Annotated in this window: 11 protein-coding genes; 7 read left to right on the top strand and 4 right to left on the bottom strand. The window is 69.5% G+C overall.

Going from position 1 to position 12,221, the window contains the following annotated elements; translation table 11 throughout:
- Both K4S16_RS40390 and K4S16_RS40385 read right to left on the bottom strand, forming a co-directional pair.
- Nucleotides 1-852, bottom strand: an 852-nt coding sequence (locus tag K4S16_RS40390) for a transposase (protein WP_200842395.1), incomplete at its 3' end; no start/stop codon positions are given.
- A 213-nt stretch (nucleotides 853-1,065) separates the two neighbouring features.
- Entirely contained in the window at nucleotides 1,066-1,731 is a 666-nt protein-coding gene (locus K4S16_RS40385) for a hypothetical protein (RefSeq protein ID WP_149264395.1), read from the bottom strand.
- A gap of 337 nt (nucleotides 1,732-2,068) precedes the next feature.
- Between K4S16_RS40385 and K4S16_RS44765 the strand changes: the two genes are divergently transcribed.
- The gene (locus tag K4S16_RS44765) at nucleotides 2,069-2,239 is read left to right on the top strand and encodes a hypothetical protein (protein WP_160161200.1); all 171 of its coding nucleotides are present in this window, start codon (nucleotides 2,069-2,071) and stop codon (nucleotides 2,237-2,239) included.
- A gap of 16 nt (nucleotides 2,240-2,255) precedes the next feature.
- Here K4S16_RS44765 and K4S16_RS40380 read toward each other — a convergent pair whose 3' ends face one another.
- Entirely contained in the window at nucleotides 2,256-3,116 is an 861-nt protein-coding gene (locus tag K4S16_RS40380) for a hypothetical protein (RefSeq protein ID WP_149264394.1), read from the bottom strand.
- A 303-nt stretch (nucleotides 3,117-3,419) separates the two neighbouring features.
- Between K4S16_RS40380 and K4S16_RS40375 the strand changes: the two genes are divergently transcribed.
- The gene (locus K4S16_RS40375; protein WP_149264393.1) at nucleotides 3,420-4,004 is read left to right on the top strand and encodes a recombinase family protein; all 585 of its coding nucleotides are present in this window, start codon (nucleotides 3,420-3,422) and stop codon (nucleotides 4,002-4,004) included.
- Nucleotides 4,001-5,173 carry a hypothetical protein gene (locus K4S16_RS40370; protein WP_160161199.1) on the top strand — a complete coding sequence of 391 codons (1,173 nt, stop codon included), beginning with the start codon at nucleotides 4,001-4,003 and terminating at the stop codon, nucleotides 5,171-5,173. Before K4S16_RS40375 ends, K4S16_RS40370 begins: the two co-directional genes overlap by 4 nt.
- A gap of 22 nt (nucleotides 5,174-5,195) precedes the next feature.
- Here K4S16_RS40370 and K4S16_RS40365 read toward each other — a convergent pair whose 3' ends face one another.
- Nucleotides 5,196-6,029, bottom strand: coding sequence for a TIGR02391 family protein (locus K4S16_RS40365; protein WP_149264391.1), 834 nt, complete (start codon nucleotides 6,027-6,029; stop codon nucleotides 5,196-5,198).
- 299 nt (nucleotides 6,030-6,328) lie between these two features.
- Here K4S16_RS40365 and K4S16_RS40360 point away from each other — a divergent pair, with 299 nt between their 5' ends.
- The 4 genes from K4S16_RS40360 to K4S16_RS40345 all read left to right on the top strand — a co-directional run bounded on the left by K4S16_RS40360 (nucleotide 6,329) and on the right by K4S16_RS40345 (nucleotide 12,183).
- Nucleotides 6,329-6,988: a hypothetical protein gene (locus K4S16_RS40360; RefSeq protein ID WP_149264390.1), complete on the top strand. Its 660-nt coding sequence runs from the start codon at nucleotides 6,329-6,331 to the stop codon at nucleotides 6,986-6,988.
- 7 nt (nucleotides 6,989-6,995) lie between these two features.
- Complete coding sequence (locus K4S16_RS40355; RefSeq protein WP_149264389.1) at nucleotides 6,996-8,009, top strand: hypothetical protein; 1,014 nt, start codon at nucleotides 6,996-6,998, stop codon at nucleotides 8,007-8,009.
- Between the two features lie 461 nt (nucleotides 8,010-8,470).
- Nucleotides 8,471-9,643 carry a tyrosine-type recombinase/integrase gene (locus K4S16_RS40350; protein ID WP_200842394.1) on the top strand — a complete coding sequence of 391 codons (1,173 nt, stop codon included), beginning with the start codon at nucleotides 8,471-8,473 and terminating at the stop codon, nucleotides 9,641-9,643.
- Between the two features lie 461 nt (nucleotides 9,644-10,104).
- Nucleotides 10,105-12,183: a tyrosine-type recombinase/integrase gene (locus K4S16_RS40345; protein ID WP_200842393.1), complete on the top strand. Its 2,079-nt coding sequence runs from the start codon at nucleotides 10,105-10,107 to the stop codon at nucleotides 12,181-12,183.
- Nucleotides 12,184-12,221 lie beyond the last annotated feature (38 nt).

Genomic DNA, 12,221 nt, shown 5'->3' with positions numbered 1-12,221 from the left:
GCCGCCGCGGTTGAGGCGGTGCCGGGTGGTCTTACCGGAGGAGGCCGGGATCGGGGCGGCGCCGCAGAGCATGGCGAACGCCGCCTCGCAGGTGAGCCGCTCGTGGTTGTGGCCGGCGGTGACCAGGAGCTGGCCGGCGACGTCGGTGCCGACCCCGTTGGCGGCGACCAGGCGGGGGTTGATCGCGGCCACCAGCGGGGCCAGGAGCTCGTCCAGATCGATGATCTCGGCCGACAGCTGCTGGTGGCGGCGGGCCAGGGAGCGCAGGGCGATCTTGGCGGCGGTGGCCGGCGACGCGGCGTCGGCCCGGTCGGGCCGCAGGCCCGCGCAGACGCCGATCAGCTCTTTGACCGGCAGGCCGCGCAGGCGTTCACGCAGTTCGTCGGGGGCCGTGACGATCAAGGACTTGATCTGGCGCTGGGCGTCGGCCCGCTGGTCGACCGCCGAACGGCGGGCCACCCGCAGATTGCGCAGCGCCTCGACGCGGCCGTCACGCCGCTTGGGGACGCCGGTCCGCTCGCCTGCCAGGGCGGTCTTGGCCGCCTGGACGGCATCGATCGGGTCGGACTTGCCCTGGAACCGGCGGGTCTTGCGGTCGGGGCGGTCGACCTCGACGACATCGACGCCCTGGTCACGCAGCAGGCGAGCCAGCCCCGCCCCGTAGGCGCCGGTGCCCTCGACCCCGACCGGCCCCACCTGCCCGAACCGGCGCATCCAGTCCAGCAGCGCGGCATACCCGGCCGCATCGGCGGGGAACTGCCCGGTGCCCAGCACCCGCCCGACCTGGTCGATCACGGCGGCGGTGTGGGTGTCTTGGTGGGTGTCGACCCCACCGGCGACCTCGAAGGTCACCGCGTCCTGTGTAATGGAGGGCATCGTCGTCCTGTCGTCTTGACCTGGGGGCAGGGCGGCACGCACCAGCCGGGCAACGCGGACAAGACAGAGATGGGGCCTCTAGCCAGGCTCCTATGAAGTCACAACGCCACGTCCAGTGAGTGCACATGACCGCCTCCCGGCCAGGGCCGACAGATCCCGTTCAGGACCCAAGGTCAGTCAGTTGCTGGGTCAGACCCCCGCCGGGAGGCGCTCACCTACATCCTCTCTGTCAGTTGGGCTCGGCTGGTTCCGCGCGCACAGCGCCAGGCGGCCGCGGTCAGCGAGCGGGGCCAGCTCCGCCAGGCGTTCCCGGGCGGCGTCCTGATCGGCCAGGGCGGCGGCGAGGCGTTCCCGGGCGGCAGGCAGCTCGGTCTCGGCGGCGGCCGCGGCGGCGCGGGCGCGCAACTGGCGGACGGCGGGGCCGTCGCCGGCGTGGGCTTCCTGCAGCAGGGCGGCGGTGCGTTCCTCGAGCGCGGTGAACCGCGCGTACTCGGCGGCGGCGTGGTCGGCCTGGCGGCGCAGGGCGGCGTCGCCGACGTCGCCGTAGGGGCGGCGGTGCCAGGGCGGCGAGACGTTGCCAGCGTGGGCGCGGGCGGCGATCTGGCAGCGCCGGGATCCGGTGTGCAGGGCTGCGGCCTGGCGGCGGTGCTGCTGGTGGTCGTGCCAGGCCCGGATCAGGGCGACAGCGGCGAGCACGGCCAGGACCAGCGCGGCGATCGCCACCACGACCGCGGCGTCCTCGGCCGTGCCGCCGCCGCGGGTGGCGGCGCGGCCGAACCGGGCGACCTCGGCCCAGGTCTGATCGCGCGGGGACGCTGTGGCCGATGCGATGGCCGACGCCGTGGCGGTGGTCACGGGTGTACGGGTTGCGGGGTGTCTGGGCTGACCAGGCCAGGCAGTACGCGGCGGACGCCAGTTCGTCGGCCAGGTCGCCGTCGACGCGGTCGGCGGCCTGCCGCCACCGCTCGGCGTCCCGCCCGGCGGTTTCGCCCTCGCCGGAACGGAGCAACCGGATCACCCACCGTCCGGGTATTCGGTGGAGCTGGCCGGTGACGGCAACCTGGCAGCGGATCAGCCATGGACGCGCTACGGACCACGCAACGGGGCGTCCCGGTCTCGGGGCTGCGGTGTTCGATCAGCGTCCGCTCCGCCACCGCCGCTGTTCTCGGAGGGACCGGGCTACCATCACCCGGTGCCATGGACGGACCCCACCACCTGGTTCGAGCAACTGCCCGCCTGCTACCTGACGACGGACATGCTGTTCAGCGATCCGCAGGGACACGTGCTGCTGGTGAAGACCCACTACCGGCCCGACTGGCGGGGTCGGCGAACTCGTTCAGCAGCACCTACCGAGCGCGTATGACGCGAAGCGAGGGCTTCTAGATCTTCTCGGCGCGGCGATCCGCAGCCAGGCGGTGGACCTTGCCTGCGACGTCACCGAGTAGGTCAACGGCCATCGCGCGGTCCAGGCTCGCCCCCGCGATGGCCTCTTCGTCGTCATGGATAAATGCGCTGAGCAGGGCGTAGGTGTCCTCCACCATCAGCGCCCAGCGTTCCAGCGTGCTGCGCTCCCGGGGCTTCTTCGTTCTGGCCGTGGCCGCAGCGGTCTGGGTCTCGTAGGCCTCACGCACCGGGTCCAGGGCCTGCCGCAGTTCGGGAGCGACGGCGCTACAAACGCCATCGCGGATGTAACTGCGGGCGGTGCGTAGTCTGCCAGCCGCGGTCGCCAGCGTGGCGTCCTCGGTCACCGGGACGAGGATCTCAACGTATGCGGACGCGGTGACCCTCTCCAACTGCGAGGCCCACTCCTCCGCCAGCACCTCGATCGGGAGGTTTGAGCCTGAGAACTCCAGCAGCGCGACCCGTCCGCCGGTCATTCCGTCGGCGCGCATGTCGTTCAGTTCCAGCCAGAGCGGGCCACCTTGGCGCATCTCCTCCACCTCACGGAGCGCCTGGCCGCTGACGTAGCCGGTGAACACCAATGCGGTCGGGCTGGAGGACACGGTGATCCGGTTGGTGGCGAGCACCCGCCCCAGCGGTTGCTGGCCCTGATGCGGCCGCGGCCCGGCCGTCAGTGTGGCTGCCAACCGCACGCTGTCCGAAGAGTTTGTCTGGCTCGCCCACGCCCTTACGGTGAGCTCTACCTTCGCTCCGTCGTACGCCGGATACAGGCGCAGCCCGCGAGGTGCTTCGTCAAGCCAGAGGATGGCGCCGGGCAGGTCGAAGGAGCTGGTGGTCATCGGCATGCCTTTCATAGGCGGGGGCGTGGCTGATCACCCATCCTCCTCCGGCTTCGGCCGGGCCTCAGCTGGTTTTCGCGTCTGTACGTGTTGTCGCCCAGCGGTCGGGCACCGTTGGGCAGGTAGCCGGACCCTTCAGGGTTGCCGGAGGCCTTAACTCCGTGGGCCGTGTCCGTTAGGGGAACGCTCACCGGACAACCTCGACCGGCCAGTCGACGAAATCGCGACCTGCGGCGATGCCGTCTCAGATAGGTGGTCCGCGAAAGTGTCCGGTGACCGGGGGGTAAACGGTACGATCAGCGGGTGGGAGAACTGATCGGCTACGCCCGATGCTCGACCGTCCTGCAAGACCTCACCGCCCAGACCGAGATCCTCCTCAGTCTCGGTGTGCCCGAGGACCGGATCTACCTCGACAAGGGACTCACCGGCACCAACCGGGAACGGCCCGGCCTCGACCAGGCCCTCGCAGCCGTCCGCGCCGGCGACACCCTGGTCGTCCCGAAACTCGATCGGCTCGCCCGCTCGGTCCCCGACGCCCACGACATCGGCGACACCCTCGTCGACCGAGGCGTCCGGCTGTCGCTCGGCGGCAGCATCTACGACCCGGCCGACCCTATGTCCAAGATGTTCTTCAACATGCTGGCGGTGTTCGCCGAGTTCGAAGCCGACCTGCTGAAGATGCGCACCCGCGAGGGCATGGCCATCGCCCGCTCCCGCGGCAAGCTGAAGGGCCGCGCACCGAAGCTGACTAGCCGGCAGCAGGCCGAGCTTGTGCGCATGCACGGCACTGGGGAGTACACCATCGCCGAGCTGACGGAGGTGTTCTCCGTCGGGAGGGCGACGGTGTACCGGGTCCTCGACCGCGCCACCCCCGCGACCACCCGATGACCACCGCCCCGAAACCCGACCCGGCTGCGTCGGGTCGCATCACCGACGTCACTCGCGGTCGCCTCCTTGAAGGCCTGAGCCGGGTGTGCGGTCCCGTGCCGGACGGCCGGCGAGAGTTCCTGGAACCACAACGCACCTTCTGGAGTGGCGCCTTACCCGAACCCGATTTCCTGGCCCGGCTCTATCCCCTGGAGGAGCTGCCCAGCACCGACTCCCGGTTCACCACGGCCCTCCAGGACATCTTCCAGCACCGCGTGATGAACGACGACTGGGACGAGGACTGGATCTTCCACGACTCACGGTTCAGCCTGGCCGACGACGATAGGGCGCTGCTGGCTTTTCTCGCCGAGATGCTGCATCCGGCGGTACGGACCGACCCCGCCGAGGTCGAGCAACTCCGGAGCTTCCTCAACTCCGTGCTGACCCACGACGGCTACGAACTCGTCCAGGTCGACGCCATCAGCGGCGCGCCGGTCTTCGACCACCGCCTCATCGGATCAGGGGTGCCCGGGGCGCTGAAGAACCTCATCTTCGCCGCCATCGGCCCCAAGCCTGAGATCGTCATCGACGACGCTGTCAACAACGATCTGCGCATTGTCCGCAACGAGCACAACTGCCTGGTCTACGACCGGGCGCTGGCCGCGCACGGGTTGACCTGGGCCGAGCTGAGCGACTGGTGGGCCGACCGGCAGGGCATGACCGGCGAGCCCGACGCCGACATCTCCCGCAGCCTGTACCGCAGGCTGGACCGCTCGCTCGGCGACAACAACGCCGAACGCCGGATCCTTCGGACCTACGCCGACTGCTATGTCCGGCTCGGCCCCGACATTCCCGCGCTGATCCCGCAGGTCTACCTGCACTACGACCCCTACACCGCGGCCGAGCGGCGCGCGCCCGGCCCGCTGGCGCGCCAGCGCATGGACTTCCTGCTCCTCCTGCCGCACCGCGCCCGCGTCGTCATCGAGTGCGACGGCAAGCAGCACTATGCCGGCGACGACGGCCGCGCCGACCCCCGCCGATACGCCACGATGATGGCCGGAGACCGCGACCTGCGCCTGAAGGGGTATGAGGTGTACCGGTTCGGCGGCGCCGAACTCACCGACCCTCAGGCCGCGCACCGCATGCTCAGCGCGTTCTTCGACCGCCTGCACCAGCGCTACCTCACATGAACCACGAGCCTGCGAGCCCGCGTCATGGTCCGGTCCGCACGGTCGCGGCGTCGAGGCGGCGGTGCACCAGCGACAGCATCGAGAACAGGTCGAGCGCGTCCGGTTCGGTCAGCGCCCAGCCCGCCGTCGCGCGCGGCGTGTGCGCCGGCGGGTTCCGGAACGTCCCGAAGATGCCCCTGAGCAGGTTGGCGAACCCGCGATGCTCGCTGATCTGCGATTCGGTGCCGTAGCCGTTGATCCGCACGACCGGCACGCCGGCACCGGCGCCGAAGCACTGGTCGACCAGCCCGGCACCGTCGCCGGACAAGCCGCTCATCTGCCGCAGCCGTTCGCTGACGCCCTTGGTCGCCTCGAACACCGCGTGGAACAGCGACTTGCGCAGCAGCTCCTCCTCGCAGTAGCGCAGGACCTCAGGATGGACACCGCGGCGCGCCAATTCGGTCCGCAGCCGGCCGGCCAGCCGGGCCACCTCGTCCAGCGTGGTCGCCGTCGCCGCCGCCCTGGCGACCTTGCCCTGTTCGTTGACCCGAAGGCCGACCAGCGACAACGCCTCGGACAGGCCATCGCGAAGCGCGTCGAACCGACGCTGGTCCTGAAGGAACCGGCCCGGGGCCATCGCCTCGGTGATGAACCGGATGATGCAGTTGCTCGCCTGGTCGCGGTGCTGCTGGTTGAGCAATGCAGCCCACAAGCGGGTGCGCTTATTGGGCGCCTCCACGTCGGCGACCCCGACCATCCCCAGCAATCGGGTGATCTCCGTGTTACTCAGCCCTGGCCAGCCGGTGCTGGCCAGTACGTCGGAGATCGCCTGGACAACGTCCGACGACCACGGCGGATGCAGGTTCGTCGAGGGCACCGCTACATGATGGCGGTCACATACCGTGCCACCGCACCCGGTTTTCCTATTCCACGCACAGCAGACCAACCCGACCGCCTGTGCGCGCCTCCTCCGCCGACCCGCCCTGCCGCCCGGCGCGCCGCGGCGGCCTTAGGACCCGCCGCGCCTTGCACGCGGGCTGGCCCGGCGGCCGAAGCCTCCTCAGCCGCGGTTGCGCCGCGCCCGGGTCGGCGCGGCCCGGCGACTCGCCAAGCCTCGATGCCCGGCCCTCGGCAAATTCGTAGCTGTCGATCACGTTCTTTCGCCACAGTGGCAGCATGACCTCGAAGGACGAACCGCTCCTGCGACCGGTCGCCGAAGACGGCGACTGGCGGAACACCGCGATCATTGGATACCTCGAAGACGATGGGGCACTGGCTGCCGGCTACCTGGATGCCGCGCAGGTTCTGATCGATCACTGGAATGCACACCGTCCCGCCGACCACCTGGTCCTCCCGGCCCTCAACTTGCTGCGCCACGGCATCGAACTGGCGCTCAAGCACCAGATCCGCGAGGCCGCCGACCGCGTCCGCAGCGACGGCATCACCGAACCGGACCTGACGCCCGAGGCCGTGGAGGGCCGCCTATCGATCACCCACTCGATCAGCAGCCTGGTGACCGAACTGAACACCTACCTCGCCCGACTACATCTCGGCACCAACGACAAACTCCCCGATGACACGATGGAGGTCCTGGAGAGCCTGCACTTGCTGGACGAGAAGGGCCAGGCCCTGCGATACAGCACCGTCAAGACCGGCAGGGGCAAGAACAGCAAGCTCGTGCCCGCCCGCCCCGAGCAGCAGGCATTCGACTTCCCCGCGGTAGCCGCCACGCTGCACAACGCCGGCACGCTCGTCCTGTATGGGGTGTCCGGCGTCTTGGACGAGTACGAGGAGTACCAGAGGGACATGCGGCGAATGTACGGCGAAGCCTACTAAGGAGCCTATGGTGACCGACAACCCTCAGGATGCGGCCCGCACCGAGGACGAGGTCACGGTCGCGACCTACGCTTCGAACTACCTGCAGGTCTACACCGAGACGATCGACCGGTACTACGCGACTGTTCTGCAGGAACTGAACAACCTGGACGCCGCCGCAAAGAGCCTGCCGCTGTATGGGCGACGGCTCGGTGTGGACACCGGCGTCGTGGTCGTGGGCGCCGCACACGACTTCTATCTGTTCTTCGTCGAGGCCGCGCAGTTGTCCGTGGTCCACCTGGAGCGGCTCCCCGGACACCTCGACGCTGAGTGGACTCGCGCGGCCGCGTACGAGCGGCGGCTGGCCGACGTGCGGGAGTGGCTCGATCTGCGCCTGCCCGAGTTCGCCGAGCCGGTCAACATGGCAAGCACCGACTTCTTCTCCTTCAACAGGGATTACTGGAGTACTCAAGCCCGCGAGCACGGAGCCGGAGCCGGACGGCGCGACGGTAACCGAGCCGCGGCGATTCTGCCCCGCCTGCGTGAGACAGCCCAGCGCTTCCAGGAGTGGGATCAGCTCACCCAGCGCTACCGGGACCTGAGCACCTCGGGACTGAGGTCTCAGGACCGCGGCATACAGTTCGAGCGGCTCTGGCGGGACCTGCTGTCCTTCCACGGGTGGCATCCGAAGAAGGTGCGAATCAGCGGCGAGGACAACGACTTCACTGCGTTGTACAACGGCCTCCACATCCTCGGCGAGACTCGCTGGTTCGCCACACCGATGACCGGCGGCAAGATGCGCGAGTTCCTCGCCAAACTCGATACTCGCCCTCAGACCATCGGACTGTTCGTATCCCACTCCGGCTACGACGACGGCGCGCTGAGCGTGCTCCGGCGCTCAATCGCGACCAAGACCGTCGTCCGGTTCGGCCGAGCCGACATCGACAACCTGTTCCTGCACCGCACCGACCTGGGCGACCTGTTCAGCGAGAAGCTCCGCGATGCTTACGACTATCTCTTCGAACGCGACGACTCGGAGTAGCGAGTTGGGTCCCATCACCCTGGCAGCTCAGCAGGACCAAGGCGTCATGCTCGTCCAGTGCCTTCCGGCTGCGTTGTGTGATGTGACATGGTCCTGATCGTTTGGCCGGTTATACCGGTTGGTCACATCTTGCGTCCATCTGTCCGCCCTCGTCTCCGCCGCCCACGTCTCCCTCGATGGCCCCGTTCGCCCGCCGCCGACTCATGACCGCCCGCACCCCCGACGAACGCGAACACATCCTCGCGGAGGCCCGCGAGGAGTGACGCGGACTCGGTAGACACCGCACCCTAGGTGGCGATCGCGACCTGCGCGGAGACGGCCTGCGCGGTGGTCGGAGCGACGGGCACGGGCATCCACCCCGAACTCATCTGAGGCAACTTCAGTAGTCACTCATTTACACCATGTAGGGTCTGCTGGTCCTTGCCTTCCATGTCTCCGGGGGCTGTTCAGGCATGTCATCCATGTCAGCCGCGTTGCCTGCGGTGCCGCACTGTTACCGGCCCGAGCGTGCGGTGGCCGCTGACGGGTCGGTGCTTTGGGTGGTGGTGGATGAGGACTTCGGCCTGCACCTCGAGGCGTGCGCGTATCTGGCGGGGCTGCGGGGCGCGGGTAAGGCGTTCAACACCGAGAAGACGTACGCGGGCCGGATCGCGTTGTACTTGTCGTACTGCGTGGGTCATGGGGTGGATTGGTCGAGGCCGTCGCTGGCGCAGTTGACGGCGATGATGCGGTGGCTTGTGGACGAGCCGGCGCCGCCCCGGTCGCGCAGGCCGGGGGCTGTGGTGCGGTTCCGCGACAGGGGGACCGCGAACGCGATCATGGGGACGGCGGGTGGGTTCCTGTCGTGGTGCGGTTCGCAGGGGTGGGTACCGCCGGCGGTGGTGACGATGTTGAGGGAGCCGAAGTTCCTGCGGTTCGTGCCTCCGGGGTTCGACGTGGGTGAGGACGGTCAGAACCGGACGGTGATGGCCCGCACGATCAAGTTCCGGGTCGCGGTGCCGGGCTATGAGTGGTTGTCGGATGAGGAGATCGGCGTTTTGCTGGGTCTGGCCCGGCACGCCCGTGATGCCTTCCTGATCGAGGTCCTGGCCGCCACGGCGATGAGGATCGGTGAGGCGCTGGGGCTGCGGCGCGCGGACATGCATCTGCTGCCGGACTCTCGGCTGCTGGGGTGCCGGCACGAGGGGCCGCACGTGCACGTCGTGCGGCGGTTGAACGCCAACGGGGCGTTCTCCAAGGCGCGCAGCCCGCGGGTGATTCCGGTGGAGGCCGACACGATCGATGCGTATGTGCGCTACCAGCACGAGCGGGACGAGGTCGCCGAGGCGGCGGACTGCGACATGGTGTTTGTGAATCTGTTCCGTGCTCCGCTGGGCGAGCCGATGAAGTACGACAACGCCCACGAGTTGTTCTGCCGGCTGGCCGCCCGGGCCGGGTTCCGGGCTCGTCCGCACATGCTGCGGCACAGCGCGATCACGGAGATGCGGCGGGCTGGGGTGGACCGGGGGGTGGTTCAGGAGATCGCTGGCCACGTGTCGGCGTCGTCGCAGGATGTGTATTCCCACGTCACCGACACCGACAAGCGGGAGGCGGTCGAGAGGGTGGCGGCCAAGCGCAGGGCGGCGCGGTCGTGACCGGCACGGGCACCGGCGGTGAGTTGACCGTCCTTGGGGAGCGGGCGGAGGACGGGGCGGGGCCGGAATCGGCGCCTGGCCTGTCGCCGGGCCTGCCGCCCGAGCAGGCGGCATCCTGGTTGGAGTGGTTGGCGGCGAACACACCGCCGCAGTGGCGGCCCGGGGAGTGGGACCGTTCGACGCGGTTGTTCACCGGGGATGTGAACAACCGGTCCACGGTGGCCTACCGGTGCACGGTGGCGGCCTGCGACCGGGTCTCGCGCACCCAGGCGCTGTGTGACCAGTGCGAGAAGGCGTTGCCTGGTTCGGGGTTGGCGCTGGAGGAGTTCCGGGCGGTGTTCGTCCCGGACCGCGACCGGGTGGTCGACGGCCGACCGGAGCGGTGCGCGGTGGCGGGCTGCCCGCGGGACGCGGTGTTGTGGGGGTTGTGCTCCGCGCACGGGTCGCTGCGCTACAAGGACATGATGCGGGGGCGCGGCGGGGCTGATGACCTGCAGGAGTGGGTCGCGTCCGCAGTCGCCTACGAGGCGGTCCCGGGCTGCCTGGTGGGCGGGTGTGAGCGGGACGGGCGGCAGGGCTGGGGGCTTTGCGACATCCACACCCGGCGGTTGAAGGCCGAGGGGATGCAGGTGGTGGAGGAGGGCTGGCTGGACCGTCAGTCCCCGCACCTGATGGTCCACCAGTTTTCGCTGGCACCTCTGGAGCCGCTGGTTCGGGCGGAGGTGCTGTTCGCGCTGGCCGCCCGCGATGAGCGGGGGCAGCGTCTGGACCCGACCGCGGTCCGCCAGTCGGTGCGGGTCCTGGCCCGCCACCAGGTCCCCTCGATCGCGGTGTTCGCCCTCGGGGGGCTGCCGCGGCGGGCGGCGGCGAATGTGGAAGCGCTGCTGCGCGAGACGTTCCGGGTGGTGGCGGCGGCGTTCGACCGGTTCCGCGGGGTGGACCCCGCGAGCCAGCCGATGCTGGATCTGGCCGAGTTGGGTGCGCGCGGCAAGCGCGGCAAGCCCACCGCCAGGTCCGGTGATCTGGACATCTCGATGATCCGCCAGGTTTGGCTGCGGGAGATTCTGGTCGCCTGGATCAGTGAGGCCAAGCCGACGACCGCCGAGGTCCGCCGGGCGCATCGGGCGGTACAGACCGCGGCCAGGGCTTTGGACACCCGCCCCGGCGGCGGCCTGCAGGTCGCGTCTTTGGCATTCGCCGACATGAACGCGGTCGTCGCGGGGTTCGAGCACCTGGTCAAGACCGACGGGCAGCCGATGGGCGCCAAGCACAAGTCCAATCTGCTTTCGATGTGGTTCAAGGTGCTGGACTGGGGCCGGCTCACCGAGCGGCTGACCGGGATGGGCGGAGGGTTCGCCCGGCACCCCTCGCACGTGATCCGCCGACCCGACCCGAACGAGGACGAGATCGGCAAGGCCATCCCGGAGTCGGTGATCGCTCAGCTGGACGACCACACCGGCCTTCTGGGGGCGGGGATCCGGCACGGGCGGATGACCGACGAGCAGGTGGCCGCGATGGCGGTGGCGGTCTATGAGCTGCTGCGCGACACCGGCCGGCGCCCCTATGAGATCGCCCAGCTGGACCTGGATTGCCTGGAGAGGGACGGGGAGGACTGGCAGCTGCGCTGGGACAACGGCAAGGGCCTGCGCAACGGTCGGCGGTTGCCGATCTTGGCCGAGACGGTGGCCACGATCCACACCTGGCAGGAGGTGCGCGCCACGGTCGAGTTGCCGAGCGGGTCGCAGGGGTTCCTGTTCCCGCCCGCAGGTGAGTTCGGGCAGGTTCGGCACCTGGAATCGGATCAGATCTCGCCGATCATCCGGGCGTTCGCCGACGCCGTTCCCGTCCTGCTGGCCGAGGAGTTCGGGCCGGACGGGCAGCGGTTGCCGTTCGACCGGTCCTTGATCTTCCCCTATGCGTTCCGTCATTCGTACTGCCAGCGGCACGCGGACGAGGGAGTGCCGATCGACGTGCTGCGCGAGTTGATGGACCACCGCTCGACGGACACGACCGCCGGCTACTACAAGGTTTCCTTGAAGCGCAAGCGGGAGGCGGTGAAAGTGGCCGCACGGCACGCCTTCGACCGGGCGGGCCGGGACCAGAAGGCGTGTTCGGGGGCCACCTACCAGGCCCAATCGGTGGCGGTGCCGTTCGGCCGCTGCAGGGAACCGTCCAACGTCAAGGCCGGCGGGAGGGCCTGCGTCATCCGTTTCCAGTGCGCGGGGTGCAAGTTCTTTGCGCCCGACCCCACGCATTTGCCCGCGATGGAGGAGCAGATTGCGATGATGCGCATCGACCGGGAGACCGCGTTGGCGATGGAGGTCGATGAGTTCGTCCTGCGCAACTTCGACGACAACATCGAGGCGATGGAGAAGGTAGCCACCACCGCGCGGGACAAACTGGCCGCGCTGCCCGAGGAGGAGCGGGCGGAGCTGCTGGAGGCCACCGAGGTACTGCGGATTGTCCGCGCCCAGCAGGCGGGCACCGCCGTCGATCTGGGGATGCCTCGCCTGCCCGGGCGTGGGCAGGCGACCGCATGAGCAGCGGGACGGGTGACGCACCGGCGGCTGGACAGGGG

The organism is Actinomadura sp. K4S16 (genome assembly GCF_008327685.1).
Taxonomy (GTDB): Bacteria; Actinomycetota; Actinomycetes; order Streptosporangiales; family Streptosporangiaceae; genus Spirillospora.
The sequence above is the reverse complement of the archived record's forward strand: the minus strand, read 5'-3'. Positions and strand labels throughout refer to the sequence as shown.